Source organism: Labrenzia sp. VG12, assembly GCF_002237595.1.
Taxonomy (GTDB): Bacteria; Pseudomonadota; Alphaproteobacteria; order Rhizobiales; family Stappiaceae; genus Roseibium.
Genome location: NZ_CP022529.1, coordinates 1,035,863 through 1,062,519 on the forward strand (window position 1 = coordinate 1,035,863; position 26,657 = coordinate 1,062,519).

Annotated in this window: 28 protein-coding genes and 2 tRNA genes; 20 read left to right on the forward strand and 10 right to left on the reverse strand. The window is 57.6% G+C overall.

Annotated elements, in window-relative coordinates; translation table 11 throughout:
* The first annotated feature begins 15 nt into the window (after nt 1–15).
* Both CHH27_RS04675 and CHH27_RS04680 read left to right on the forward strand, forming a co-directional pair.
* Entirely contained in the window at nt 16–867 is an 852-nt protein-coding gene (locus CHH27_RS04675; protein WP_094070553.1) for a response regulator transcription factor, read from the forward strand.
* 209 nt (nt 868–1,076) lie between these two features.
* A complete protein-coding gene (locus CHH27_RS04680) occupies nt 1,077–1,529 on the forward strand; it encodes a DUF192 domain-containing protein (RefSeq protein WP_208988568.1) in 453 nt (150 codons plus the stop codon).
* Between the two features lie 58 nt (nt 1,530–1,587).
* Here CHH27_RS04680 and CHH27_RS04685 read toward each other — a convergent pair whose 3' ends face one another.
* The gene (locus tag CHH27_RS04685) at nt 1,588–1,905 is read right to left on the reverse strand and encodes a hypothetical protein (protein ID WP_157738699.1); all 318 of its coding nucleotides are present in this window, start codon (nt 1,903–1,905) and stop codon (nt 1,588–1,590) included.
* Between the two features lie 72 nt (nt 1,906–1,977).
* Nucleotides 1,978–2,505 carry a hypothetical protein gene (locus CHH27_RS04690; protein WP_157738701.1) on the reverse strand — a complete coding sequence of 176 codons (528 nt, stop codon included), beginning with the start codon at nt 2,503–2,505 and terminating at the stop codon, nt 1,978–1,980.
* Between the two features lie 469 nt (nt 2,506–2,974).
* Between CHH27_RS04690 and CHH27_RS04695 the strand changes: the two genes are divergently transcribed.
* Both CHH27_RS04695 and CHH27_RS04700 read left to right on the forward strand, forming a co-directional pair.
* Nucleotides 2,975–3,051: transfer RNA gene (locus CHH27_RS04695), tRNA-Pro, on the forward strand.
* 243 nt (nt 3,052–3,294) lie between these two features.
* Nucleotides 3,295–4,005, forward strand: a complete 711-nt coding sequence (locus tag CHH27_RS04700; protein ID WP_094070556.1) for a hypothetical protein — start codon at nt 3,295–3,297, stop codon at nt 4,003–4,005.
* On the opposite strand, the gene CHH27_RS04705 is transcribed toward CHH27_RS04700, so the two are convergent.
* A complete protein-coding gene (locus CHH27_RS04705) occupies nt 3,977–4,483 on the reverse strand; it encodes a hypothetical protein (protein ID WP_094070557.1) in 507 nt (168 codons plus the stop codon). The two genes, CHH27_RS04700 and CHH27_RS04705, sit on opposite strands and share 29 nt — an antisense overlap.
* A 28-nt stretch (nt 4,484–4,511) precedes the next feature.
* Nucleotides 4,512–4,745 (reverse strand): hypothetical protein, encoded by a 234-nt coding sequence (locus CHH27_RS04710; protein WP_157738703.1) that lies wholly within the window; start codon nt 4,743–4,745, stop codon nt 4,512–4,514.
* A gap of 348 nt (nt 4,746–5,093) precedes the next feature.
* On the opposite strand from CHH27_RS04710, the gene CHH27_RS04715 reads away from it, so the two are divergent.
* Together CHH27_RS04715 and CHH27_RS04720 are read left to right on the forward strand one after the other, a co-directional pair.
* A complete protein-coding gene (locus tag CHH27_RS04715; RefSeq protein ID WP_094070559.1) occupies nt 5,094–5,399 on the forward strand; it encodes an ETC complex I subunit in 306 nt (101 codons plus the stop codon).
* A gap of 122 nt (nt 5,400–5,521) precedes the next feature.
* Nucleotides 5,522–5,598 (forward strand) — tRNA-Arg (locus CHH27_RS04720).
* A gap of 260 nt (nt 5,599–5,858) precedes the next feature.
* Here CHH27_RS04720 and CHH27_RS04725 read toward each other — a convergent pair.
* Nucleotides 5,859–6,113, reverse strand: coding sequence for a hypothetical protein (locus CHH27_RS04725; RefSeq protein ID WP_094070560.1), 255 nt, complete (start codon nt 6,111–6,113; stop codon nt 5,859–5,861).
* Between the two features lie 181 nt (nt 6,114–6,294).
* Here CHH27_RS04725 and CHH27_RS04730 point away from each other — a divergent pair, with 181 nt between their 5' ends.
* Nucleotides 6,295–8,283: a BTAD domain-containing putative transcriptional regulator gene (locus CHH27_RS04730; protein WP_094070561.1), complete on the forward strand. Its 1,989-nt coding sequence runs from the start codon at nt 6,295–6,297 to the stop codon at nt 8,281–8,283.
* 360 nt (nt 8,284–8,643) lie between these two features.
* Here CHH27_RS04730 and CHH27_RS04740 read toward each other — a convergent pair whose 3' ends face one another.
* Nucleotides 8,644–8,934 (reverse strand): hypothetical protein, encoded by a 291-nt coding sequence (locus CHH27_RS04740; RefSeq protein ID WP_094070563.1) that lies wholly within the window; start codon nt 8,932–8,934, stop codon nt 8,644–8,646.
* A gap of 248 nt (nt 8,935–9,182) precedes the next feature.
* Between CHH27_RS04740 and CHH27_RS04745 the strand changes: the two genes are divergently transcribed.
* The gene (locus tag CHH27_RS04745; RefSeq protein WP_094070564.1) at nt 9,183–10,580 is read left to right on the forward strand and encodes a YcaO-like family protein; all 1,398 of its coding nucleotides are present in this window, start codon (nt 9,183–9,185) and stop codon (nt 10,578–10,580) included.
* 152 nt (nt 10,581–10,732) lie between these two features.
* On the opposite strand, the gene CHH27_RS04750 is transcribed toward CHH27_RS04745, so the two are convergent.
* Nucleotides 10,733–11,284, reverse strand: coding sequence for a CAP domain-containing protein (locus CHH27_RS04750; RefSeq protein ID WP_094070565.1), 552 nt, complete (start codon nt 11,282–11,284; stop codon nt 10,733–10,735).
* Complete coding sequence (locus CHH27_RS04755) at nt 11,281–12,117, reverse strand: phosphodiesterase (RefSeq protein WP_198338351.1); 837 nt, start codon at nt 12,115–12,117, stop codon at nt 11,281–11,283. The genes CHH27_RS04750 and CHH27_RS04755 overlap by 4 nt, the downstream gene beginning before the upstream one ends.
* 338 nt (nt 12,118–12,455) lie before the next feature.
* Here CHH27_RS04755 and CHH27_RS04760 point away from each other — a divergent pair, with 338 nt between their 5' ends.
* From CHH27_RS04760 to CHH27_RS04780, 5 genes are all read left to right on the forward strand, one after another.
* Nucleotides 12,456–14,288, forward strand: coding sequence for a glycosyltransferase family 39 protein (locus CHH27_RS04760; RefSeq protein ID WP_094070566.1), 1,833 nt, complete (start codon nt 12,456–12,458; stop codon nt 14,286–14,288).
* Nucleotides 14,272–15,174, forward strand: a complete 903-nt coding sequence (locus tag CHH27_RS04765) for a phosphatase PAP2 family protein (RefSeq protein WP_094070567.1) — start codon at nt 14,272–14,274, stop codon at nt 15,172–15,174. Before CHH27_RS04760 ends, CHH27_RS04765 begins: the two co-directional genes overlap by 17 nt.
* Nucleotides 15,171–15,932, forward strand: a complete 762-nt coding sequence (locus CHH27_RS04770) for a glycosyltransferase family 2 protein (protein WP_094070568.1) — start codon at nt 15,171–15,173, stop codon at nt 15,930–15,932. The genes CHH27_RS04765 and CHH27_RS04770 overlap by 4 nt, the downstream gene beginning before the upstream one ends.
* Nucleotides 15,933–15,998: 66 nt before the next feature.
* On the forward strand, nt 15,999–16,313 hold the full coding sequence (locus CHH27_RS04775) for a lipid-A-disaccharide synthase N-terminal domain-containing protein (protein WP_094070569.1): 315 nt from the start codon (nt 15,999–16,001) through the stop codon (nt 16,311–16,313).
* A 10-nt stretch (nt 16,314–16,323) separates the two neighbouring features.
* Nucleotides 16,324–16,644: a hypothetical protein gene (locus CHH27_RS04780; protein ID WP_198338352.1), complete on the forward strand. Its 321-nt coding sequence runs from the start codon at nt 16,324–16,326 to the stop codon at nt 16,642–16,644.
* A 20-nt stretch (nt 16,645–16,664) separates the two neighbouring features.
* Here the strand turns inward: CHH27_RS04780 and metC are convergent, their stop codons facing one another.
* The gene (metC, locus tag CHH27_RS04785; protein ID WP_094074523.1) at nt 16,665–17,843 is read right to left on the reverse strand and encodes a cystathionine beta-lyase; all 1,179 of its coding nucleotides are present in this window, start codon (nt 17,841–17,843) and stop codon (nt 16,665–16,667) included.
* A gap of 468 nt (nt 17,844–18,311) precedes the next feature.
* Between metC and CHH27_RS04790 the strand changes: the two genes are divergently transcribed.
* The 5 genes from CHH27_RS04790 (at nt 18,312) to CHH27_RS04810 (ending at nt 23,528) form a co-directional block, all read left to right on the forward strand.
* Nucleotides 18,312–19,331, forward strand: a complete 1,020-nt coding sequence (locus CHH27_RS04790) for an amino acid ABC transporter substrate-binding protein (protein WP_094070571.1) — start codon at nt 18,312–18,314, stop codon at nt 19,329–19,331.
* Between the two features lie 225 nt (nt 19,332–19,556).
* A complete protein-coding gene (locus CHH27_RS04795) occupies nt 19,557–20,771 on the forward strand; it encodes an amino acid ABC transporter permease (RefSeq protein ID WP_094070572.1) in 1,215 nt (404 codons plus the stop codon).
* 11 nt (nt 20,772–20,782) lie between these two features.
* A complete protein-coding gene (locus tag CHH27_RS04800; RefSeq protein WP_094070573.1) occupies nt 20,783–21,934 on the forward strand; it encodes an amino acid ABC transporter permease in 1,152 nt (383 codons plus the stop codon).
* Nucleotides 21,935–22,003: 69 nt separating this feature from the next.
* Nucleotides 22,004–22,807 carry an amino acid ABC transporter ATP-binding protein gene (locus CHH27_RS04805; protein WP_094070574.1) on the forward strand — a complete coding sequence of 268 codons (804 nt, stop codon included), beginning with the start codon at nt 22,004–22,006 and terminating at the stop codon, nt 22,805–22,807.
* A 16-nt stretch (nt 22,808–22,823) separates the two neighbouring features.
* Entirely contained in the window at nt 22,824–23,528 is a 705-nt protein-coding gene (locus CHH27_RS04810; RefSeq protein WP_094070575.1) for a TIGR02117 family protein, read from the forward strand.
* Here CHH27_RS04810 and CHH27_RS04815 read toward each other — a convergent pair.
* Nucleotides 23,505–24,026 (reverse strand): TetR/AcrR family transcriptional regulator, encoded by a 522-nt coding sequence (locus tag CHH27_RS04815; RefSeq protein ID WP_247646247.1) that lies wholly within the window; start codon nt 24,024–24,026, stop codon nt 23,505–23,507. The two genes, CHH27_RS04810 and CHH27_RS04815, sit on opposite strands and share 24 nt — an antisense overlap.
* On the opposite strand from CHH27_RS04815, the gene CHH27_RS04820 reads away from it, so the two are divergent.
* Both CHH27_RS04820 and CHH27_RS04825 read left to right on the forward strand, forming a co-directional pair.
* On the forward strand, nt 23,922–25,025 hold the full coding sequence (locus tag CHH27_RS04820; protein WP_247646192.1) for an HD domain-containing protein: 1,104 nt from the start codon (nt 23,922–23,924) through the stop codon (nt 25,023–25,025). The genes CHH27_RS04815 and CHH27_RS04820 overlap by 105 nt on opposite strands.
* A 286-nt stretch (nt 25,026–25,311) precedes the next feature.
* Nucleotides 25,312–26,652 (forward strand): globin-coupled sensor protein, encoded by a 1,341-nt coding sequence (locus CHH27_RS04825; protein WP_094074525.1) that lies wholly within the window; start codon nt 25,312–25,314, stop codon nt 26,650–26,652.
* The last annotated feature ends 5 nt before the right edge of the window (nt 26,653–26,657 follow it).

Here is a 26,657-nt window from a genome sequence, read left to right on the forward strand (position 1 = left end):
AGAAAGAGTAGAACAATGGAACGAGACCCCAGAATACTGTGCGTGGAAGACGAGCCTCTGCTGCTGGACGACCTCACCGAAGAACTGCAGGAAGCAGGCTACAGGGTGGACACGGCCGTCAACGGCATAGAGGCGATTAAACGTCTTCAGGTCAGCAGGCCGGACCTGATCCTGTGCGACATGATGATGCCGGAACTGGACGGGCCGGGCCTGCTGCAGCATGTCCGACGCGAGTTCCGGGATCTGGACACGGTTCCGATTATCTTTCTCACCGCCAAGGCCACCCGCGAGGACATCATTGCCGGCAAGCGCATGGGGGTCGACGACTACCTGACCAAGCCGATCGACTATGACCTGCTGCTGGCAACGGTGGAAAGCCGGCTGCGCGAGGTCAAGCGCATCGAGGACATGAACCGGGCGCGCCTGCAGGAGGCCGAAAACGAGCTTCAGCAGTTGAGGGCGAGCAGGGGGGCGGTCAAGGTCGCCATGGTGACCAACAATCTCCAGCTGGTCGCCCCGATCAACAATGCCTTGCTGGACCTCGGCTGCGACATGCGCACGGTGCGCGAGGACGCCTTGAAAGGCGGCCGATTCACGCCGCAACAGGACGAGATCGTTTTTCTGGTCTACAGCAAACCGGTGCATTTCTACCTGGAGCTGCTGAAGGGGCAGAAGCCCGGCGAGAAGATTGCCAAATATGTTGTCCTGGCGGCGCCCAACATGCATGGCGGCATTCGCGAAGCGATCCTGGAATGCGGTATCGACGAGATCATCGAATATCCCTACAAGCCGGTCGACATTTTCAGGCAGATCGTTCTGCATCTGCGCGGTGCCCATGCCGATGTGAAAACGGCCCTGCTGATCTGAACGCCGGATGGCGGCAAGAGGGGCTGGCACCGGTCTCTAGCCCTCTTTTGCACCGATCCGAAAGACCGGCTGGTGCAGGCATTGGGGCTGATGCGAATTCCGCCAAAATGTGCCTATATGACTGCATGGATCTGACGAACAAGGCAGGCGGTTCTATGCATTCACTGAGACAGAGATTTTGTTTTTCGCATTTCTTTGTGTGTCTTCTGATGGCCATCAGCCTGTTTCTGGGCACAACACACTTTGCCCCGGCCATTGCCGATGAAAGCCAGACAGGGCTGCCGGTTGAAGACCTGACCATAACGTCCGGCGAGACAGTGCACCGCTTTCAGGTCGAGATCGCCGCCACCGACGAACAGCGCTCCATGGGCCTGATGTTTCGCGAGGAAATGGCGCCGGACCGCGGCATGCTGTTCCTGTTCGAAACCGAAGGTCAGCGCTATTTCTGGATGAAGAACACGCCCTTGCCGCTGGACATCATCTACATCTCCGCAACCGGCACGATCGTCAGCATCGCCGCGGACACCAAACCCTTTTCGCTGGACACCATCCCCTCGGACGGCCCTTCGCAATTTGTGCTGGAAATTAACGCAGGCCTTTCCGCAAAGCTCGGCGTCAAGCCGGGAGACAAGGTGTCGAGCCCGTCGATGGGGGCGGAATAGGTGCTGGCGGTGAGGTACAGCTTTCCGGATCCTTCGTAGCCATTAGCGCATCTTGGTTTTACGCGAACACCGCGCAGACCCAGAACACGATGATGGCGATGAGTACCATGATTGCAACGACAAGGAGTTCGCCGCGCTTTTCGGCGGCGCTGCGGTTCCTTCTGCTCACTCTTATCGCGCGCAGATGTCTGAGGCGCTCATGGTCTAAGGCCCAACAACGTCCAACCAAAGCTGCTGCTACGGCCGGGGGCATCAGGAAAAGGCCCGTGAACGGCATCCCGAAGCCTTTGGTCATTTCCCAGTAAACCGCAAGGCCCGTTAAGAGAAACCATGAAATCACAAATACGAAGAGGTTCCGTTTGGCTCTTCTTGTCACGAATTGCTGCCTTCTTGAAACACCGAGACTAAGCCATGAATTGAATGGAGTGCTGTCCGTCAGGTCGTGATTTCAATGCCGCTTGATACCCTCGCCACTGCGCTTCGCTCGTATCTCCGAGCGTTCGACGATCCGCCAGGTGCCGTTCCCGATCTGATTGAGCGCTTCTGCCTCATCGGCGCGTTCAAGACTGCCGTGCAGCACGGCATGGGCAAGGACACGGCGACCTGGTCCGGAAAGGCCCTGCTTGGCTGACATGATCCGCCGAACAGGGCTGCCGTCGCCCTGGGGGTCGGCAAGGCCAATCAAGGCGGTCAGTTCTCGCTGAGTGGTGCCAAAGTGCTTTTGTGCTTCCCTGACCAGCTTGGCGTCCTGTTCCATCCGGACACGTTTTTGCAACGCTTTGACTTCTTCCGCATTGGCAAACCAGCCGGACGGCAGCGGCAATGTTTCAATCCATGCCTGCAGACATCCGAGATCTGCCTTGGCGTCTGCCGGCACCACCGGAAGAGCACACACGGCATCAAAAAGGGCCTTGTCGCTTTCTTCTTCCAGAATGGCTGGAACCGTGGTCTCCAGCAGCAAAACTGCAATAGGCATATTTTTATCTCCGATTTGAAGGGCAGGAAACGCTGAGTCCTCCGGTAGTCTGCCTGCAAAGTCGTTATCAGCGAGCTTGATGCTTCACCGGAGGATGGCGCAGCAACCCAATCCCTAACTGTCGATGATCGGCAAATTGATGAAGAATGATGTCAGCGCAGCGCGCACGGGATTTCCTTCCTGAAAAATGAGCGGAAGCGCTCCGCAGTCGACTTACCAGGGGTTGTGTCTCAGCGCAAATTTGCATGGATGCCCGATGGACAGCCCGTTTCCGGGCAGGGCCTTTCCTGCATCTATCGGGCATGAGCCGGAATTGAGCGCACCACTCGCCCTGAACAGGACAGGAACGGAAACTGGAACTATTCCGGGACTCCATTGTCCGTTTTTGTCCACAAGGGACAGATTTTCATGGTCTGTTCTCGCTTGACCCAGGCGCCGAACGCCTATAAATCCCCAGAAATCAACGGATCGGGGTATAGCGCAGCCTGGTAGCGCATCTGGTTTGGGACCAGAGGGTCGCAAGTTCGAATCTTGCTGCCCCGACCACTCTCCCTCACAGTGTTGTCGACTGCATCGAGCGATACTTCGCCGGCTACCACATGTGCTGCCAATCCGGTGAAATGAGAACGTTTTTGCTGCGGTTGCCGCGCAAAGGCTGGGATAATTCCGGGGATGCCGGGAATGCGGGCTTGTGCAAGCTACGTCGCGGCAACAGACTGGTCTGGAACAAGTTTCAAGGCGTTGTGATCGGCACGGACCGCATGGGGTGCGGGGCGACGGAGCGGGTGGATGCTACCGGATCCGGACGAACAGGCGACCCTGGACGTGACGGCGGCGATTGCCGCCCTTCGAACAAGGGTCGAGGACAGCGGACTTTCTCTCAAGGAAAGTGCGGATTTCTCCCTGTTCGAAAAAACGGTGCGCGCAACCGAAGACAAGTACCTGATGGAGGATTTCTCTCCGCGTTTCTTCGATCTGCATGGCGCAACTGCCTTCTGGGTCGGGGCCTATAACGCGCACGGCAACATCGTGTCGGTCCAGGCGGCCAAGATGGACGACCTGCGGGACCGCAGCCTGGCCGAACACTGGCAGCAGCAGCAGCGCCGCATCTTTGTCGATCCCAACCCGCAGGTGCGCTTCGGCACAGACCATGCCCATGACGCCTATTTCATGCGCGGGCGCATCGTCTATCACGGTAACCTCTGGCTCAGGCGCGATATCCGCGGCAAGGGGCTGGCCGAACCGCTGACGCAGCTTGGTTTCCTCTTGTCTCTGCTGAAATGGTCGCCGGACTATCTTTACGGGCTGATGGCCGCCAGAAGCGCGGAGAAGGGCTTCGGCATCCGGGTCGGTTACCGCCGCTTCGTTCCGCGCGGCACACACTGGGAAATTGCACCGGGCCATATCCGGGCGGATGACTGGCTGGTCTACGCCACGCGCGGCGATCTGCACGGGCTGGCCAAGCTGATTGTCAGGACGTCCGGCGCAGATCCTGAATGACGCCGAAATAGGCGCAGAACCGGACGGGAGAATAGGGGGCAGGGCGCAGCGCGACAATCAGCCGCTCAAACGCCACTTCGTAGATTTCGCCATTCACCTGCACGGGCGTGCGGGCGTAGCCGTAATAGGGCGTGCCGGCAAGCGCCTTGCGATAGCCTTCGGCAGAGGCCTGTTCCAGCTCTTCGTCCGGTGTGCGCAGTCCTGTAGCGGGGCTGGACGGGCTGGCCCAGTCTTCTCCGAACAGAGTGCGCTGGCCGCTGTCCTTGCCGACATAGAAGATTGGTGGCGGCGCGCCGTCCGGCATCCGGTCCGAACACAGGCTCAGATGAGGCAGGTAGGGTTTGAGGCACTCCTGGATCTCGCCGGAACCTGCGGACAGGATGCTGTCGTAAAAGGCAGACAAACGCGGATCGGCCAGGCCCCGGTCGATGGCCTTGGTTCCGATTTCGCTAAAAAGAGCGTTTGGGCGCGTCAGCAAGGTCGGTCTCGTCCGTTGGTTATGACGGTTACCGTTCAAACGCCTGCAGCAGAAGCGACATGACGTTCAGGAACTCGTCGCGTTTCTCGGGAGACAGTTGATCCGGATCGCCAACACCATAGTCGAGCGTCAGGATCATGTCCCACATCTCCGTCAGGTTGGCCGCATCGATGGCGGCCTTCAAGGTGAGCCCTTCCGTCGTGATCGGCTGCACATGTTCAGGAACAGGTGTGTCCAATCGCTTCAGATACTCATAGTACATATTGCTAGCCTTGTTGTTATTATGAGCCGTGCCCATGCCACAGGGCCCGGCCGGTCAAGGCCAGTGCCCTAAGATCAGTGTGTCAAAGGGCCGGTTGGATGGTCACAGCCCAAGTCACGTTACGGCAGTTTTTAGCACGCAGAGGTGGCATTTGTCATGTCACGAAAGTGTCACGCTTCCGCCAACGCGCAATACCGTTAACGTGACCTTTCATGGGTTGTGTCCCGTTCCCGGCAGGCAATGATTGAGCAAAGCATCAAGATCAGTGTTGACTTCGGGGGCAAAGGCGGGAAAAAGCTGGGGGTGAGGAAACAGACGTTCCGCGTTTTGATTTGAGGGCACAGTCATATGGTTGCGCGCATTTACCGTCCGGCAAAAACGGCCATGCAGTCCGGCAAGGCGAAGACCCAGCGCTGGGTGCTGGATTATGAGCCGGAGGCGGCCAAATCCGTGGAGCCTCTGATGGGCTATACCTCTTCGTCCGACATGAAGCAGCAGATCAGGCTTTACTTCGAAAGCCAGGAAGAAGCCGTTGCCTATGCCAGACGTCACGGCATTCCGCACAGGGTGGAAAAGGCGCAGGAGCGCAAGGTGCGCGGTGCAGCCTATGCCGACAATTTCAAGTTCAACCGGGTTGCGCCCTGGACGCACTAGCGGCCTGCCGTTTCCAAGATCAAAGTCGAACGTTGATTGCCTGTTGAAACCGGCAAAAGCGGATCGACTTCTGGCCGTGTTTCGGCGAAGACACTTCGGAGGTTGACGCAAGCCTCTCAAACGGCCCCGTAGCTCAGCTGGATAGAGCACTCGCCTTCTAAGCGAATGGTCGCAGGTTCGAATCCTGCCGGGGTCGCCATTTTTCCAGGAAGCCAGACATTCTCATGGTCGATTTCGGGCACGCTTGACCAGGCCGACCGGGCTCTGCTGCCCGACCTGGCAGTCAAAAGCACCTGTCCACGCAATCGGTCGTGGTTCCGACCTGCCGGCAGCCATTTTCATTCGAATGTCAGGACCAAAAGCCGCTGGTATCAGACATGTTCACGCCCCGAACATGCCGCTGCCGCGCACCAGCCCGCATGTTTATGGGGGGTGATGCGCGGCATTGCCTGTCGGCGGTCAGACAGATTCGGCCTTCGCCGTCTCTGCCTTCGTCTGCCCCACCATGAGAGGTGTGATCTTGGTCTTCAGAATCATGTCGACATCCTCAGACCCGTCTTCCAGGGACTGGAGCGCCATGTCGAGGAAATAGGAGCAGAACGTGCGACCGTCCTTGTCCGATTCCTTCTTGGTGTAGCGGATCATCCGCTTGATCGCTTCGATTGTAGGTTCCTGTTCGACTTCAGGGCGATCAGGGGTGACTTTCATAGACATAATACTACCCACCAGTATTTTAATTGCCGTTTGCAGCTGAGCTGCTGTGACCATCCACGAAAAAGCATGCTGTTGCAGCGTGAAATGAGCGTGATAAGGTGCTGTTGTGTTTCAGGTTGCATGGTATTCGCAGTTGCGCAATCGCAACTGAAAAACAGTGAATTTCAATTACGGGGAATTGATGGCAAACGCCTTTTGCTTCGCCTGTCTCGGTCGACCCTTGCTGCTGGGCAAGGGACAGGAGCCGGTTGCGGCAAAAACCCGTAAGGCACTGGCAATTATGGGATATTTGTGCCGCAGTGGAGGTCTGACATCGCCGCGCGAGGCGCTGGCGGACCTGCTTTGGTCCGGTACGGACCGGCACAAGGCGATGCAGTCCTTGCGCCAGGCCCTGCGCCAGCTGAAAACGGCGGAGGAAGCCGGCGGTATCGATGTCGTGCGGTCGTCTCCGGGGCACGTCCAATTGGATCCGGCGGTCTTTTCCTCGGACCTGACGCGCGTCATGGAGCTGGTCGAACGCGGTCAGGCCGCGGACTTTCATGAAGCGGAGGAGCTCTGGCGCGGAGACTTCCTGAGCGGCTTTGAGGACATCGATCCGGAGTTTTCCGAGTGGCTGATGGTCGAGCGGGAACGGGTTCAGAACGAAGTCACCAGCGCCGCGTTCCAGCATCTCAATCAGATCTCAACTGAAGACGGTGGCGTGCGGGTGGAGGCTGGCGGCCGCTTCCTCCTGAAGATCGATCCTGCGTATGAAGCTGCGCACAGGGTCCTGATCCGTCTCTACAAGAAACTCGGCCAGCACGAGCGGGCAGAACAGCAATACCAGGCCTGCGTCCGCGAAATGCGGCTTCACCTGGATGTGGAGCCGGAGCCGGAAACGAAGGCGCTGTTGTCGGAGCAGGAGGACGCGAGTGCGTCGACAGCTTCACACGCGGAGAAGAACAAAGAAACGAAGAACGTACTCAAAAACGCGGCCGATTTTGTTCACTTGCCGGAAATATCAATCATCACTACTGCGCTGAACAAAAGAGGATTGGGCGACGCAATTCATCTGCGTGAAGAGATTGTTTCAGGCCTCTCCTCATTTCGGTCGTTTGATCTGTTTGAATCTGAGTATTTCGGCGAAGACGACGCTCCTAAACCTACTTTGGTGGAGGGGAGTGAACTCGGGAGCTATGTTCTTCGCTTTCGCCATGACGATCGCTCGGGAAAAATTGTTGTCCAATTCGATGACCGAAGCAACGGGCAGATAGTATTCAATGAAATTGTGGATCTAAGTCTTTGGGACGGTATCGTGCCTACGGCAAGTCAGATTGTCAGCCGTATTCATGGTCATGCAATTACCAAGCTTAGAAATCCGGCAAATACATCGACCTTTGCACGGTGGTGCCAAGCAGACGCGTTGCTTTGGGACTTCACCCCACAGTCCGATGAAAAAGCGATGTCTATTCTCGATGAGATAGAACTGACCAATAATTCGTTCTCACGAGTATACTCGGCAAAAGCGTCGATAATCATGAAGAGAGAAATACACTTTCCACTTCATGATAATTCATATCAGGACGGCAAGAATGATCTTCTTAGTCTTGCTGAAAAATCAATTATGTTGGACCCTTGGCAAGCCATGAATCAGAGGATTTATGGTTGGGCGCTGATATTGTCAAACATGCCAGAAGAAGCACGTAGGGCGTTTCAAAACGCAGGGCGATTGAGTTCTTCTGACCCAGCCAACTTGATGTCCGTTGCTGAAGGACTTGCATTTTCCGGCGACGTCTCTGAAGCACTCGCCACCGCAAAAAGGGCGTTTTCGCTTTTCGCCTTTGTTCCTCGAGTCTTCTATGAGTATCTCGCAAACATATATTTTGCTGCGCAAGACTATGAAACGGCTATCAGGCAAATTGAACGCGGTTCAGGAATTGGAATTAGCGGCCTTACGACTCGCGTTGCCGCGCTAATTTGTGCAGGTCGCGAAGAGGAAGCGATGCAGATACTTGGTCGGTACAGCAATCAGTTGGCTGGAACGATGAAGCAGTCTTCCATGATGGCGGAAGATCCCGCTGGTTGGCGCCGGAAAGTGAACTTTTTCCAAGACGATAAGGTGCGCCTTGAATACGACAAGGGCGCTGCATTGGTGCAACGCTTCCTTTTCGATGGCCCAGGTTCAATTTAGGGCGAAATGCTTCCCGAGGTCCTCAGCGTACCCTGCGATGTTACTGGCCAGTTTGTCATCATTCAGCTTGTAGGGAAGAACCACTGCGTTCTCTTGAAGCCTTTGGTCTACGACCTTGAAGGTCATCAGACTGGTTGCGTGTTTGGGGAGACCAATTTGCGCAAGCGCTTCCTGAGGTGAGCTCACGAGGGCTTCACGTACTGATTCATCCAGGGATGCCCGGGCAAGAAGACGACCTAGCTCTATCACGTTGCTTTTGTAGTGCGGAAATCTAGCCATGTTTTCCCCTCGAAAGTTGTGTCCACCGAACTCAAGTCTGATGATTTGAGTTCGGCAGTCTTTGTGAAGTGTACCGAATATTTACTCGGGAAGATCTTCGTAGTAGCAGCTGCCAAGCGCCAGCTTGCCGAGCTCTTCGAAATAGCTTTCATCATTGGCGGCGACCCGGGCGGCATCGACGTCGGCCGGGATGATCAGGTGGACCAGGTCCGCAGTGTCAGCGAGGATGGTCAGATCGCTGCGGGCACCGAGATCCGCCAGAACTTCTGCCGAGTTTTCGACAAGATGTTCACGGGCAGTGCTGTCCTGGATGATTGCGCCAAGTTTCGCGCCGAGTTTCAGGGCGGAAGCAGTAGAAGTATTGGCGTGCATGATGAGCCTCCTGAAGTTAAGGTTGCACGGTAACTTGCCTGGTGGTTGGATGGTCACCCGGCTTTTCTGAATTAGGTCAAACTTTAGTAAAATTATGTGGGTAGAAGTTTTTTACTACTGTCTGACTGCTTTCGAATTGACTGTAGAATGAAGTTGGGACTACCCACAATAGTAGTCAAAAGAATCCCGGGTGGGTGCAATTACTGGGTGAGGTAAAGTACTTTACCTAGGGGGATAACGTGCAGACCATGAACATCAGCAACCCGAAGGGCCGGTTTGAACCGCCTTCAGAGCTTTCGAACCTCGGCGAAACTGTCATTGCGGATTTGGTTCGCGTTGGCCTTTTGTCTTCCGATCATCGCAGCGATGTGCCTAAATTGCGGATGGTGGATGAAGGTTTGCGTCTGTTCGTGCCGCTCCTGGATCGATTTCAAGTCAAGTTGGTACCCATGGAGCGATCGGGATGCCCGGTGCATTTTTGTACAGGCATCCTGAAACTGCCGCTTGATCCGACGGTGCAACCGGCGCAGCCGGAACGCTCAATCCCCGCAGGCGGGCAGGGAATTGACCCACAAAAAGCAACCATGAGTTGTTTGGGGGAGCTGGCGGAGCGCGTAAGTCTTTGTAGTCTGGGCGATCGTGACCCCAGAGTGTTTCTGGTGACGGAGGGGCAACCGGAAGTAGATTTTCTCGCCTGGCTCGGGTTGAGCAACGCGCAGCAGGCGGCGTTGACGCAACGTTCCGGCCGTAAACTTCCAAAAATCGGTGGCGGCGATCCGGATTGGAGTCGTATCTCCAGCAGGCGGGTCAGGCTCACGTGCCTCACGGGAAATGGTCAGTTGGAGTTGCCCAGTTTCGCGGTTTTGTTTCAGGAAAGCGAACGCGCTATGGGCGGTCCTTTAAATCTTGCGTCAAGCGTCGGTTGTGCCGTCTGGCCCACACGCGAAGGGGCGCGTGAACGTGCCTTGCTGGAACTGGCTGAGCGCGATGCCGTGGCCATAACATGGTACAACCGCCTGGGGATAACTTTTCTACCCAAGGGAATTCTGCGTGAAATCCTGTCGCCAGGGCTGGTGGCTCACATGGACGACGAACCCCGTCGCTGGGGTGTTTATCTCCTCCAGACGGATCTGGCTGTACAGGTTGCAATGGCCGTTTCTCACGATGCGGACGGACGGAACTGTGCGTTCGGATCGGCAGCAGGGTGGGACGCTGCTTCTGCCTGCAGCAGCGCAATTGAAGAGCTGCTGCAATCGGAAAACGCGCTGCAACTGATGGACAGGTCCTATCCGGCGTCCGACAAGATGGTTCGGATTCCCAGTCAGCTTGCCTATGCGCGTCGCCGGTCCATCCTGGCAGACTTGCCCCTGCAGGATGCCAGGCCTGTCTCAGAACAACAGCTCTCCGGACGCTCAAGCTACGAGGCGCTGTTGCGGAGTTGCAGGGAGCAGAACCTTTCGATCTGGGAATTCGATGCCACACGCCCGGATCTGGATATCCCGTGTATCAAGCTGCTGTCGCCAGACCTGTGCACGTGGGAACCGCGGTTTGGCAAAAAGCGGCTTTATGAAGCGCCGGTCAAATGGGGGGCGCTCAAGAAACCGTTGACTGAAACCGCCTTTGCAGACCGACCGTTTCCGTTTTGAAAAAGTGGTTCGCAAAAGCGTTGACAGAGACACGGCCGAGGCTTATCAAAACCTGATCCAAGAACTCAGGTTTTGAGGTCTTTGCGTCCGGATGACGACTGGGTCATCCGATCTCTGGAAGAAACCTTGGGCGGGGCAATCCCGCCCTTTTTTCAGCGAACCGTTGGACGCCCGTCTTCAAAAGGGCGTGCGAGCGTCATCACCCAGAAATTGCGCCATTTACCGGTGTTCCTGTTGGTTCTGGCGATGCCGACCCGCGTGACATACGGGTTGAGCAGGTTCTTGTTGTGGCCTTCCGATCCCTGCCAGCCACGAAACGCCGCTGCCAGATCGGCATAGCCCGCGCCCAGGTTTTCCGCGGCCGCGTAATTGGCGTAACCGGCCTTGTCGAGACGCTGGGACAGCCCGAACGCACTGTGGGCCCAGGTTTGCATGCTGTCTCTTTCGGCGATGTGTCGGGCCATGTCCTGGGACACCTTGTCCAGGGCAGGATCCAGCCTGAGCGCTGGCAGACCGTTCTGCTGGCGATAGGCGTTCAACATGGACAGCATTTGGGACTGGTCGACCGGCTGATTGGTCAGGACGGTCTTGTCTTCAAGCTCGCCCCCGCCTGGCAAGGCGCTGCAGGCGCTGAGGACAGCGATCAGCAACAGGCCAATGAGAGCCGGGAAAAGACCGCGGGCATCGGTACTCTGGAAGTTCAACGTTCGTCTCCGGGCCAGACGACACCTTCGTCGGCGAAGAAGTTATAGGGTCCGGGGAAATTCTCCACATACGCCATGTGGGTCACAACCCCCGTTTCCATCGAATGGTAATGCAGGAAATAGGCCGCCGGTTCGAAGTTGAACAGGGCAGGACTGTCTTCGCTCAGGTCAAGCACGACCTGATGGCCTGTGCTGGGTGCAAGCGTCATTATCCTTCCGGCGAAGCTGGCAATGATTGGACGATGCAGGTGGCCGCATAAAAACCGTTCCACATGAGCGTGGGGTATAACGACTTCCTCAAGCGCCGGTGCGTCGGTTAGCCCGATATTGTCCATATGCCGGATCCCCGACAGGGCAGGCGGGTGATGGAGTGCAATCAGGGTCGGACGTTGATCCTCGCTCAACCTGGCCTCCAGCCAGCGCAGCTGATCCCGGCCGATCTCGCCACAGGGGCTTCCACTCAGATAGGTGTCCAGCACAATGAGGCGAACGCTGCCGATGTCGGCGCAGTAACTGATCTTGCCGTCCGGGTTTTCCGCCAGGCCTGGATACCCGGCCATTTCCCGGCGCATTTTAGCCGTCGAATCGTGATTTCCAGGCAGAAGATAGACCGGTATGTCCAGACGGGAGAGGATCCGCTTTGCAACGGCATATTCACGCGGGTCGCTTCGGTCGGTGAGGTCTCCGGTAATAACCAGGGCATCGGGCTGCGGGTCCAGCGCCTTTAAGGAGAGAATGGCACGTTCCGCCAGCATGTTGGTATCGGAGACCCGGTAACAGGCAAGACCGCGCGGCCGCAAATGCAGGTCGGTCATGTGGGCGATCAATGTCATTGGAAATCCATGTGTCTCAAAGATGATTCAACAAAACAGACGATAGAGCGCCGGATGAAAATTTGAAAGCATCCGACCTCGGTGCGAGCGCAGGCGCCTCGCCATAGTACCGTGCGGGGCGGTTGGCCAATGCCCTGTCGGCGTTGAGGGGCAGAACAACGAGCTGCGGCCATTGAAACGTCCGGTCGGGACACTCTTCGACGAGGGGAAAGAAGAGCTTTTTCCTGTCCCTTCTAGCTTGACGGGCATGGACTTGTTTCCCTTTTTGAAAAGCTCATGTAGGAGATGCTTGCAAGACGGGGTTACCGTTCCCCGGACAGAACTGGATCTAGGATTTGATGGCCGACAAAAACGACACAGCCCCCAAGGCGGAAGACGAGGCCGCGACGGTGGAGCCTTCCGGCCCGGCTGCCGAGGCTGCAGGCAAGGACAGGGCCGACACGCCAAAGGCGCCGCGTAAACCTGTCTGGATGCACATTTTCGGTCACGACATCACGGCACCGTTTCTGCTTCTTTTGCTGTCGCTGTTTCTGTTTGTACCCGGCCAATGGAACGTGCCGCCGCTTGATCGCGATGAACCGCGCTACACCCAGGCGACCAAGCAGATGCTTGAGACAGGGGACTATGTCGATATCCGGTTCCAGGAACAGGCACGCCACAAGAAGCCTGTCGGTATCTACTGGATGCAGGCCGCCGCCGCAAAACTGACCGGACACGGCGCTGAGGCACCGCTTTGGGTCTACCGCCTGCCGTCCCTTCTCGGTGCGACGTTAAGCGTTCTGGCAGCGTTCTGGCTCGCGCGGGCCTTCATGGGGCCGGCCGGAGCTTTGCTCGTCGGCTGTTTTGTCGCCCTTGCCATCATTGTCGGGGTGGAAGCCAGGCTTGCCAAGACCGATGCCATGCTGATGGCAACGGTCATCGTCGCGCAGGGAGCCTTGGCGCGGATCTGGCTCAAGAACCCCGGCAGGCGGATCTGGGGGCTGAATTTCGTCTTCTGGACGGCCCTGGCGGCCAGCGTTCTCATCAAGGGCCCGGTCGGGCTCATGGTCGTCGGTACCACCATCATCGGCCTGATGGCTCTGACCCGAAAAGCCGCCTGGTTCAAGGCGGCGTCGCCTTTGGTGGGGGTCATCTGGTTTCTGCTTCTGGTCGCCCCGTGGTTCGTGGCGATCTGGATTGCAACGGACGGCACCTTCTTCACCGAAGCGATTGGCAGGGATCTGCTCGGCAAGGTGGGGCAGGGGCAGGAAGGTCATGGCGCGCCGCCGCTCACACATCTGGGCGCCATGCTCGGCGTTTTCTGGCCGCTGCCCGCCTTCGTCCTTCTGGCAGCTCCTCTGATCTGGCAGGAGCGCAAAAGCCCGCTGGTCCTGTTCGCCGCCAGCTGGTTCGTGCCCAGCTGGGTCATTTTTGAACTCGTGGCCACCAAGCTGCCGCACTATACAATGCCGCTGCTGCCGGCGCTGGCGCTGCCGGTTGCCGCTGCCATGATGGAAGGGGCAGGCGCTGAGAGCCGCAAATCCCTGCGCTGGATTGCTGCGATCCTTCTGGGATTGCCGGCCGTCGGTCTCGCTGTGGCTGCCTTTGCCGGGCCGATCGTTCTGGGCACCTGGCCGTCGCCCCCTGGCGTCGTCATTGTTGCCCTTGGAGCCATTTTCGGCCTCGCGGCTGCCGGACGGTTGCTGCGTGGCCCGGCCCTTTACGCCATGCCAGCCGTCTGCCTGACGGCGATCTGCGTTGCCGTCGGTGTCTGGGGCTTCGTCGGACCGGCCTTGTCGCCGATCTGGGTGAGCCCGCGACTGGTGGCGGCTCTCGACGACCTGCCCGGATGTGCGGACCAGAGCCACCGTCATGTCGTGACTTCAGGTTTCCACGAGCCGAGTTTCATCTTTCTGGAAGGCACACAGACAAAGATCATTTCTCCGAAGGGAGCAGCAGAGTTTTTGGCCGAACCGGCGTCTGCTGAGCCAGGTTCGTGCCGGATCGCGGCGATAGAAAGCCGGGAAGAAGCGGCGTTTTTGGCGGCCGCAAAAGAGATTGGTCTTGTGCCTGAGGCGCGAAAAAGGGTAGACGGCCTCAACATAAACGGCGGCGATGACGTAGACATCGCACTTTATCAGAATGCCAGGTCGGTCACGGGTATAGAAAACGGCAATGCAGAGCAGCAATAAATTTGTCTGGCATATCCTGGCACGCATGCGCGGGAATATGCGGCGGGCTGCCATCCTGTTCTCGGGCCGCAAGGATCGTGCACAGCAGAACAGGGGTGTTCTGCCGCCGGGGCAAAGGCCGCAGGACATCCTTGCCGTGCTGCTGCTGACCGTCGGCATCGCGGTTGTTGCCTTCGACATTCCCACCTATCCCTGGCTTCGGTCCTTGCCCGGCGAGTATCGATCCGCCTTTCGGTCGGTAACCGATTTCGGCAAGGCGGACTGGATCCTGATTTCAACAGGCCTGACATGCCTTGCGCTTCTGGCCCAGGAGGCCGGGCGCTACAGTTTCCGTCTGCGCATGGCGATCGGATCGCTGTTTACCTATGCGGCCTTCATTTTCTATTCGGTGGCCGCGACCGGTCTGATCGCGATCGTCTTCAAATGGTCGCTCGGCCGGGCCCGGCCCAAACTTTATGAGGAAGTCGGGCCGGTCCGGTTCGATTTCCTGGCCTTTGACGGAACCTATACAAGCTTTCCTTCCGGTCACTCGACCACCGTCGCCGCACTGGCAACGGCGCTCGCCTTCATCTTTCCTGCCTATCGCTGGCTGATTGTTGTCGGGGCGTTCTGGCTGGCCTTCAGCCGGGTCATGGTGGGCGCGCATTACCCGAGCGATGTCATTGCCGGCACGCTCCTTGGAATGACATTCACCTTCTTCACGGTACGGGCCATGGCGCGCCGTCGCATCGGTTTTCATATGACCTCCACCGGCAAGATCATGCCGAACATGACCGCGCGGTCCGCCAGGGCCTGCTGTCGGGCGGTGTGGCAGGTCATGCGCGGGCAGCGCGGTGCCGACCGGATTGTGCCCCCCGCAGAAGAACAGGAACGGACCCAAATATGACACAGAGCTTTCTGGACGGGCTGTCGGTCGGTCAGGGCGAACTTGCCGTCACGGTTGTCGTGCCGGCAAAGGACGAAGCGGAAAATCTGCCGATCCTGCTCGACGAGATCGAAGAGGCTCTGAGCGGACGCCGTTTTGAAGTCATCGTGATTGATGACGGGTCAACTGACGGCACCGATATCGTGCTCCAGGATTACGCTGCAACCCACGACTGGCTGCGGCCGGTTCGCCACGAAAGCTCGTGCGGTCAAAGCTGCGCCGTGCGAACGGGCGTTCAGCACGCGCGCGGCGACGTGGTTGCGACCATCGATGGCGACGGCGAAAACAACCCGGCCTATATCCCGGACCTGCTGGATGCGCTGGAGGCAGCCGGGCCGGCTGTCGCACTGGCGGCCGGTCAGCGGCTCGGACGCAAGGCAAGCCTGGCAAAGCGGTATGCTTCCCGATTTGCCAACAAGCTGCGCGGCGCCATCCTGCGCGACAACACCCGCGACAGCGGCTGCGGCCTGAAGGCCCTGCGCCGTGACGTCTTTCTGCAGCTGCCCTATTTCGACAGCTGGCACCGGTTTCTGCCTGCGCTCGTGATCCGCGAGGGCTACGGCGTGACGCATATCGACGTGCAGGATCGTCAGCGCCGTCATGGCACTTCCAAATACGGCATCTTCGACCGTGCCCTGATCGGTGTCCTGGATCTCTTCGGCGTGTGGTGGCTGCGGCGCCGACGCAAGAAAATCCCTCAAGTTCGACCGCTCACCTGATTGCCGCCACAAATCAAGATCACACACGCGGGTCTTCAACCCGTCTGAACCAACTGGAACTGCACCATGGACGCATTGCTCAATTGGCTAAACGTCGTCTTTGTTCAACAATTTGATTTCTGGATCATTCTGGGTTTTGTCGCCCAGTTCATGTTCATGATGCGCTTCGTGATCCAGTGGCTCGCGTCGGAACGTGTCGGCCGCTCCATCGTGCCAGTGGCATTCTGGTTCTTTTCCATCGCCGGCGGCTCCTTGCTGCTGGTCTACGCCGTGCAGCGCCAGGATCCGGTGTTCATTGCCGGGCAGGGGCTTGGTCTTCTGATCTATTTCCGCAATCTCTGGCTGATCTTCAAGGAAAAGCGGAACGACCCGGCCATCTGACGCAATGGCCATGCGCTATCTGAAGGTTGTCTCGATACACGGCAATCTCGAAGAACCGAACATATGCTACTATGAAGATGACGAAGACGATCATCTTTGGACGCGGCGCGTGATGGAGATCTTTCCTGACGGGACCTTCGGAATGGCTTCCGGAGAGTTTGAATATGGGAAGACCTTTTTGCCAACAGAGGGCAGCATCAGTTTTGACGAAATTGCTGCCGAAGTCGGCGTTGTGCCCTTCGTCATAACCCAAGAAGAGTTTGAGCGGATCTGGGGGCGCTTGCTGTTTCGAATGCGCTTTGAAAAAGGTGCAGGAGAAGCGCTGGAGTGAACCAGCGCCTATCCTTGTGATTACCCGAATGCCTTGTCCAGCGCGTGCGCCATATCCTTGATCAGGTCTTCCGGGTCTTCCAGGCCGATATGAAGACGCACGGACTGCAGGTCCGGATCGACCTTCGTGGCCGAACGCATGCCCTTGAGGCGGACCGGAATGGCCAGGCTTTCAAACCCGCCCCAGGAATAGCCGAGCCCGAACAGGGTCAGTGCATCGAGAAAAGCGTAGGCCTGCTCCTGGGTGGTGCTGGACCTGAAGTCAAAGCCGCACAGACCGGACGCTCCGGAGAAATCGCGCTTCCACAGGGCGTGGCCCGGATCTGTTTCGAGCGCCGGATAGCGGATCTGGCCGATCTGCTCCTGGTCCTTCAGCCAGTCCAGCACAATGCGGGTGTTGCGCTGATGGCGCTCCAGACGGACGGACAGCGTTCGCAGGCCGCGCATCCCGAGGAAAACATCATCCGGTGCAACGTGGCTCCCCATGGCGCCGTGCAGGGCGTCGAGACCCTTCCAGGCCTTCTCGCTGGCAGCGATCGTTCCAAGCATGGCGTCGGAATGGCCGACAATATACTTCGTGCCCGCCTGGATGGAGAGATCGACACCGAACGCGATAGGTTGGCAGAACAGGGGGCTGGCCCAGGTGTTGTCCATCAGGACAGTCGCGTCGATCTCGTGGGCTGCCGCGGCAATGGCCGGAACGTCCTGCATTTCAAATGTCAGCGAACCGGGGGCTTCGGTAAAGACCGCTGTGGTTTCCGGCCGGAACAGCGACTTGATTTCCGCACCGATCGAAGGATCGTAGTACTCCACAGCGATGTTCATTCCCGGCAGGACCGTGTCGGCAAAATGCCGGGTCGGGCCATAGGCTGTATCGGCGATCAGAATATGGTCTCCCGCCTTGACGCAGGACAGGATCGCCAGCGCGATGGCGTTCAGGCCGGAATTGGCCAGCTTCACACCGGCCGCGCCTTCAATCTCCTTGAGGGCGCCTTCAAGGGAATCAGTCGTCGGATTACCGCGGCGGGCATAGGAATAGGTTTGTCCGCCCGTGACCATGGTGCCGACATCCGGGTAGAGCACGGTCGAAGCATGCACGACTGGCGGATTGACAAAACCATGAAAGCCAAGCGGATCGCGCCCTGCATGGGCGAGTTGGGTGTCGGGTTTCAGGTTGGAGCGGGAATCGGAACTGGACATGTTTTCTGGTGCCTGGGTGGTGTCGGGAAGGCGGGCGCGCGCGGCCCGGTAGAGACGGCACACTTTAGTCATCTCGGTTGCGCCTGCAAGCTGGTCAACAAATCCTTTCCCGGACGAGCATTATTGTCATGGATTTTGTCGGTAGCGTTAACGAAGCCGCGAATGTGTTTAAATGGATTGAAGCCTTTTTAGGCATTGGATGATTTCGGATTAGCCATGTTCGCTGTTTGTGCAGCAATTGAGGCTGGAATTGGCGAATTGCACCAGAATTTTGACGAGATACTTGAAGCAAGTACTTGACCCGAACGGCTAAATGCCATCGTATGGGGGGCGTTGGGTTGGGACGAAAGAGGTCTGGAGGAAACGGCTGTCAAGGCCGGTAACCGTCCGGAACGCGAGACGGGGACGACCTCTTTCGAAAGAACCCGACGTAAAAAAGTATGGGTAACAAATAAAGGCTGCATATCCATGTCGAAAAAAATCCTTCCGCTCGTAATCGGCGCTGCTATGGGAGTCGCCGCGACGACGGCTGCCGGTGCAACGACGCTGGAAGACGTCAAGGCTAAGGGCTTCATTCAGTGTGGCGTGAGCCAGGGTCTTCCGGGCTTCTCGAACCCGGATGCACAGGGGAACTGGACCGGTCTCGACGTTGACCTTTGCCGCGCGATGGCCGCTGCCGTATTCGGCGACGCTTCCGCTGTAAAGTACACCCCGCTGTCCGCTAAAGAGCGCTTCACCGCTCTGCAGTCCGGCGAAGTCGACGTTCTGTCCCGCAACACCACCTGGACCATGTCCCGTGACACCCAGCTGGGTCTGAACTTTGCCGGTGTTAACTACTATGACGGTCAGGGCTTCATGGTTCGCAAGGACCTGGGCGTGACCTCCGCTCTGGAGCTGTCCGGCGCGTCTGTGTGCACCAACACCGGTACCACGACCGAGCTGAACGTTGCTGACTACTTCCGTGCGAACAACATGCCGTACGAAATCGTTGCCTTCGAAAAGGCCGACGAAGTTGTTGCTGCATATGACGCCGGCCGTTGCGACGTCTACACCACGGATGCTTCCGGTCTCTATGCCCAGCGTCTGAAGCTGACCAACCCGGGCGACCACATGGTTCTGCCGGAAATCATTTCCAAAGAGCCGCTTGGTCCGGTTGTTCGTCAGGGCGACGACGAGTGGTTCAACATCGCAAAGTGGACCCTCAACGCCATGCTGAACGCTGAAGAACTCGGCGTGACGTCTGAAAACGTTGACGAAATGAAGTCTTCCGACAACCCGTCCATCAAGCGCCTGCTCGGCGTTGAAGGCGCGTTCGGTGAAGCCATCGGCCTCAGCAACGACTGGGCTTACAACATCGTCAAGAACGTCGGTAACTACGAAGAGTCCTTCAACGCAAACGTTGGCCCGGACACTCCGCTCGGCATCTCCCGTGGCGTGAACGCCCTGTGGAACGACGGCGGCTTCATGTACGCTCCGCCGGTTCGCTAATAATCCTCATCTTTGACTGAGGATTGAAGGGGTTCCGGCGGGTCACTGCCGGAACCCTCAATAAATTCCACGCATAAAAAAAGGACATCAGTCCGAAATCGCGTGGGGGAACAGACTGCTTCCACGATAGGGGCGTGCTGCCAAGGCGCGATAGGGAAGCAGTACAGTCACGATCGAGGAGAGGCTTCGGGCCGGGCTCTTTCGTGAAAACTTGGGCGAGGTTCTATGTCAGTAATGGAGCAGGACTCGGCGGGGGCGCCGGCGCGTGCTTCGCTGTTGAACGATCCCAAAGTCCGCGGGCTGTTTTATCAGGTGCTCCTGATTGCCGCGTTGGTCTTTTTTGGGTATTTCATCGTTACCAACACGATCGCCAACCTGGAACGGCAAAACATTGCCTCCGGTTGGGGCTTTCTTGAAAACACGGCCGGTTTCGGCATTATCCAGTCGATGGTGCCCTATTCGGAGACGTCGAGCTACGGCACGGCTCTTGTTGTCGGCCTGTTCAATACCATTCTCGTTGCTGTTGTCGGCATCTTCTTTGCGACTATCATCGGCTTTGTGGTTGGAATTGCACGTCTTTCCAACAACTGGGTGATCAGCCGCATCGCTTATTGTTATGTCGAGCTGGTCCGCAACGTTCCGCTGCTGCTGCAAATCTTCTTCTGGTATTTTGCAGTGCTACGGGCCGTGCCGGGCAAACGCGAGAAGTGGTCGCTGTTTGACACGGTTCACCTGAATATCGGCGGTCTTCGTTTGCCTAAGCCGATCTGGGAACCGGGATCCTTCATGATCGGCATTGCGCTTGTTGTTGCAATTGTCGCCAGTATCGTGATCTCCAAATGGGCACACAAACGCCAGGATGCGACCGGGCAGCAATTCCCGATGTTCTGGACGGCTGTCGGCCTGATCATCGGCTTGCCGCTGCTGGCCTACCTGGTCATGGGCATGCCAATGCACCTGGAGCATCCGGTGTTTGTCGACACGGGCCCGCGCATCCGCCAGGGCTTTGAACTGAATGTCGGCATCAACATCATTCCAGAGTTCCTGGCTCTGACGGCTGCCCTTGCGATCTACACCGCGGCCTTCATTGCCGAGATCGTTCGAGCGGGTATCCAGGCCGTGTCACATGGCCAGACGGAAGCGGCGCATGCGCTCGGTCTCCGCAACGGCCCGACCTTGCGCCTCGTGGTGATCCCGCAGGCCATGCGCGTCATCATTCCGCCGCTGACCAGCCAGTATCTGAACCTGACCAAAAACTCGTCTCTGGCCGTGGCCATTGCCTTCCCGGATCTCGTGTCCGTCGGGGGCACGGTTCTCAACCAGACCGGTCAGGCGATTGAAATCATCGGCATCTGGATGGCAGTCTACCTGTCGCTCAGCTTGCTCACGTCGGCCTTCATGAACTGGTACAACCAGCGCATGGCGCTCGTGGAACGGTAAGGAGCGCAATCATGGCTAACACTGATATCTTTCAGATCCGAACCGAGGAGGCGCCGCGCATGCCGGCGCCGGTCTCGACCACCGGTGCCATCGGCTGGATGCGGCAGAACCTGTTCTCCTCCATCGGCAACACCATTCTGACGGTCGTAGGCATTCTTCTTGCCTACTCAATCGTCGCGCCTTTCATCCAGTTCGCGTTGATCGACGCGGTCTGGACCGGTGAAAACCGTGAGGCCTGTCTGCCGCAGGATGGCGGTCATGGTGGGGCGTGCTGGGCCTATGTAAAGGCGTATTTGCCGCAGTTCATTTATGGTCGGTATCCGGTCGATGAAATCTGGCGTGTGAACATCGTCTATGCACTGTTCCTTCTTCTGCTGGTGCCGCTTGCGATCCCGAGCGCGCCTTTCAAGAAGACCAATGCGATCCTGTTCCTTGTCGTTTTCCCGATCGTGGCCTATTTCCTGCTGACCGGTCTGGTGATCGGCGATGCGGTTATCCTGCCGATCGTTGAAACGGCTGTCTGGGGCGGGTTGCTGGTGACGCTCGTCATCGCAGTGACCGGCATCGTTGCCTCCTTGCCGCTCGGCGTTGCTCTGGCCCTTGGCCGGCGCTCGAAAATGCCGATCATCAAGATGGTGTCGATCATCTTCATCGAGTTCTGGCGTGGTGTTCCGCTGATCACCGTCTTGTTCATGTCCTCGGTGATGCTGCCGCTGTTCCTGCCGGAGGGCGTGACCTTCGACAAACTGCTGCGCGTTCTGATCGGCGTGACGCTGTTTTCCGCGGCCTATATGGCCGAGGTCGTGCGTGGTGGTCTCCAGGCTATTCCCAAAGGCCAGTATGAAGGGGCCATGGCAGTCGGGCTACGTTTCTGGCCGATGATGTATCTCATCATTCTGCCGCAGGCGCTGAAGCTCGTGATTCCGGGCATCGTCAACACCTTCATCGGCCTGTTCAAGGACACGACCCTGGTTCTGATCGTCGGCATGTTCGACCTTCTCGGCCAGATCCAGTCGTCCTTCACGGATCCGACCTGGTCGACACCGAGCCAGGGCCACACCGGCTATCTCTTTGCTGCAATTGTCTTCTTCGTGTTCTGCTTCGGCATGTCGCGATACTCCATCTTCATGGAGAAGAAGCTGCACACGGGACACAAACGCTAGCACACCAATTCCGGGGCGCGCGATGACCCGCAGCGCCCCGGCCATAAGACACTCTTGGAGTAAAATCTCATGTCTGAGAACGCTGTAAATCCGGAAGAGATCGCTGCCGATCGCTCCAAAATGCAGGTGTCCGACACGGACGTCGCCATCGAAATCAAGAACATGAACAAGTGGTATGGCGACTTTCACGTCCTGCGCGACATCAACCTGAAAGTCATGCGCGGCGAGCGCATCGTCATCTGCGGCCCTTCCGGGTCCGGCAAGTCCACCATGATCCGTTGCATCAACCGGCTGGAAGAGCATCAGGCCGGCAACATCATCGTGGACGGCATCGAACTGACGGATGACCTGAAGAAGATCGACGAGATCCGCCGCGAAGTCGGAATGTGTTTCCAGCACTTCAATCTTTTTCCGCACCTGACCATTTTGGAAAACTGCACGCTGGCTCCGATCTGGGTGCGCAAGATGCCGAAGAAGGAAGCCGAAGAGATCGCGATGCATTATCTTGAGCGCGTCAAGATCCCCGAACAGGCTCTGAAATACCCGGGTCAGCTCTCAGGTGGTCAGCAGCAGCGCGTGGCGATTGCCCGTTCGCTTTGCATGAACCCGAAGATCATGCTGTTTGATGAGCCGACGTCGGCGCTTGATCCGGAAATGATCAAGGAAGTTCTGGACGTGATGGTCGGTCTTGCCGAAGAAGGCATGACCATGCTTTGCGTCACGCACGAAATGGGCTTTGCCCGTAAGGTCGCCAACCGGGTGATCTTCATGGATGAAGGCCAGATCGTGGAGCAGAACGAGCCGGAAGACTTCTTCACCAATCCGCAGCACGAGCGGACCAAGCTGTTCCTCAGCCAGATCCTTCATCACTGATCTGGTTCAAGCAGGAATGGCACGTCTGTTGAGACAGGGCGTCTTGAGCCTTGTGACTGCTGTTCTTGCATTGGCACTTGCGATGGGCCTCGGAATTGTGATTCCGAGGCCTTTTGCGTCAGTCAGCTCGGTTGAGGCCAAGTTGCCCGACCCGTCGCCTGAGACACGGCGCATCCTGGTTCTGTCCAATCCCATCCACACCGACATTGCCCTTCCGGCCGACCCGGACGTTTTGAGTGCATTCGGGTTCGTTACCGAAAGCGGTCTGGATCTGGACTTTCCCGGTGTGCATTGGGTTGTCTTCGGTTGGGGGAGCCGGGCTTTCTGCATAGAAACGCCAACCTGGGGGCATCTTAGCGCCGGACCTGTCTTGAGGGCGTTCACCTGGGATGAATCGGTGATGCATGTCCGCCGGGCCGGAGCCATTCCCGAGAACCTGGACACGGTTCTGGCTCTCGATCTGGAGGCCTCCAGTTTTAAACGCTTGCAGAAAGCAATCGGCGACAGTTTTCTGGCTGAAGGCGATCACCCGGTTCCGATCATCGGTGCGGCCTATGATGGCCACGACATTTTTTTTCCGGCCAAGGGCGGTTTTAACGCGTTTTTGGGGTGCAATACCTGGACCGCGCGTATGTTGCGCGAGGGAGGCTATCAAACCGGTTTATGGACACCGCTTCCCTTCGGCCTGACGAGTTCCCTAACGCTCCACAACGCTCTTTGACGTTTCCGGCAGCAAGCGGTCCACAGCGCTTGCAGCCAGTCGCTTCAAGAGATCCGGGGAATCTCCGGCCCGGGCGCGAATGGAAAGGCCGTGCAAAACCAGGGCCAGCTGCTGAGCGACCTCCTGAATGTCCTGCTCAGCCATGGCGCCGTTGGCCTCATACCGGATCAGGGAGGCAAAGCCGCGATCGGTCCGCGTCAAAACCTGCGAAAGCGCGGATTGAAAATCTGTGTCGTCCATTATCTCAGCGGGAAGGGTGGTGATCGCGAAACATCCATAGGCCGCATCTGTGTGAAACGATTTGCCGGTGTATAGATCGATTGCTGCGGACAAGATTTCCTTCATTCGCGCATTTGCGCCGGTCTGGGACAAGCCGGCCTCGCGAAGATGGATGTGCATCTGATCGGCAAATCGCTCGATAACCTTGAGATACATGGCTTTCTTGCTGCCGAACGCAGAATACAGACTTGGCCTGTTCAGCCCTGTTGCAGCGGCGATCTGATCGAGGCTGGTTGCGGCGTAACCGTGTCGCCAGAACACCTGCATGATCTGATCGAGTACGATCTCCTCGTCAAATTGCCTCGGCCGTCCGCGTTTGCTCTCGGTTTTCATTTTATACCAGTTCGCATAAAACGATCGACATGTCTATTTTTGTGCGATACGGTACAAAAAATAGAGGAGGTGGTGATGGAAAGGTTGTTGGACATGCCCGAGATCAAAACAGAGATGGGAACGGTTGAATGGGGCCGGCGTCAGGGTGAGTTCAGCAAGGGGCGCTTGACCTCCAGCGAAAAGGCACGGCTGATTTTCAACATGGGGCGCATGTTCACGCTGCAGGTTGCAGACAGTCTCAAATCCCGGTTGGGTCTGATGAATGCCTACGGCACCGAACTGGAGGGGTTGCAGCCACCGGATACAGCACTTGTGTGCGACGCGCTTGAATTTGCTGATGACGTTCAGAACCTGGAACTCATGCGACACAGTTGGCGAACCTATTATTGGGCGCTGCTGCTTGGCGGCTATCGGGGCCTGTCTGTTGACAAGGAAATTCTCTTCGCGGCAGCCATATTGCACGATGTCGGTCTGGCCGCAGGCCGTTCGGTTGAACCCGGGCAGTGCTGCTTTGTTGTTTCCGGCGCAGAGCGGTGCAGGCATCACCTCGTCGGCAAGGGACATGATCGCGCAAAGGTCCGCAAGATTTCCAACGCGATCGGCCTCCATCTGAATGGGCATGTGTCCGCTCGCCTTCATGGGGTCGAGGCCCATCTTCTTTCGCGAGGTGCCATGTGCGACGTCTTTGGAATGGGCCGCGCGCGGATCTCAAAGACAGTTCGCGACAGGGTATTGGCCGACTATCCTCGAGGTGATTTGGTGAATGCCCTTGAAATCTGGCCCGATCACCATTTGCCGGGAACCCGAGCGGATACGTTGATCAGACTGGAGCGCAGGCGCAAGACAAATTCCAGCCAGAAACCTGTCTCTCAGCCGGCGGAATAGGGGCAGGTTCGACGTCGCCTGGCTGCTGAAAAAAGAGGCAGAAACTGGGTGGGAAGCAGTTGGACGTCCGCAAGATCCGTTGCCTTTCAAGCGGGCGATTCGTGGTATGGCTGTGGGTCGGTTGTGCCAGGGAGGCTCTCTCTCAAAAAGATATTGTCAGTTTTTTCTAGTGAAAAAAATTCGAAGAAAGGAATGTAATCGAGAATTGTATCAGGGCCTGAAAACACTTCAGCATTTGTTCACTTTTTAAGGATGACCTAGGGTTAGATTTTTGAGGGTGGACAATATGCCTGATCAGGAAAATGACTTTCATACGAGACTAATATTTGCGCAGATCGACCAGGAAACGATAAAGGACCTTCAGGGGTTGTGGCCCGTTCTACAGCCTGCGTTGGACGGCGTGCTCGCCGAGTTCTATGCGCATGTTAGGACACGTCCGGAGCTGGCGGCGCTGGTGGGAGATCAGCAACCGCGTCTGGTGTCAGCGCAAAAGCAGCATTGGGAGAAACTGTTTACCAGCGGCTTCGACCAGGCCTATCGCGACAGCATCAACAGGATTGGCCACGTCCATTGCCAGATCGGTCTCGAACCGCGCTGGTATATCGCCGGATACCGGTTTGTGCTGATCCGGTTGCATGAATTTCTCGTCCGCAAATATCGCCTGTCCGGCAAGAACCTTGGCAGGATGCTCGACCACGTGACATCGGCAGTCATGCTGGACATGGATCTTGCGATTTCCACGTATGAGGAAAGGCTTCTTCAGGAACGTGCCGAACAGACGGACAGACTGAACCGGGCCATAAGTGGATTTCAGGAACGCGTCGAGGCCCCGCTCGCGTCTGTTGACGAGGATGCCCGCGGTGTCGCCGATGAAGCTGAACAGCTCGCAGCTGTCTCAATGTCAGCCCGGGATCAGGTCAGTGCCGCGGGCACGGCTTCGAGCGAATCCAATCTCAGCGTCCAGACCGTGGCTTCGGCAACGGAAGAACTCTCCAGTTCGATCCAGGAAATCTCCAAGCAGATCAGCGGCGCTTCACAGATCGCCAGTCAGGCCGCCGGGGGAACGGAAGAATCCAGCCAGAAGGTCGCCAGTCTGGCTGGCGCGGCACAAAAAATCGGAGATGTGGTCGGGCTCATTCAGGCCATCGCCGAACAGACAAATTTGCTCGCCTTGAACGCAACGATCGAAGCAGCGCGTGCGGGGGATGCCGGCAAGGGCTTTGCGGTTGTTGCAAGCGAGGTCAAAACACTTGCAGAGCAAACGGCCAAGGCGACAGAAGAAATCAGCCAGCAGGTTCTCGAAATCCAGGAAAGTACCGACAATGCGGTTGCGTCGATCCAGACGATCTCGGAAGTCGTCAATCAGCTGGATGAGATGACTGCGTCAATTGCTGCTGCTGTTGAGGAACAGGGAGCTGCGACCCAGGAAATATCGCACAGCGTGCAGACAGTCGCGGCGGGAGCTCAGACACTTGACGAGAACATATCCGGTGTCGGTGACGCCGTTGAAACGACCGATGGTGCAGCCACCAATCTGAGATCGGCTGCGAGCAGAATGTCTGAAAGCGCGAATTCCATCTCCAATGAAATCCGCGCCTTTTTCGACACCTTGAAGACGGGGACCTAGGGCAC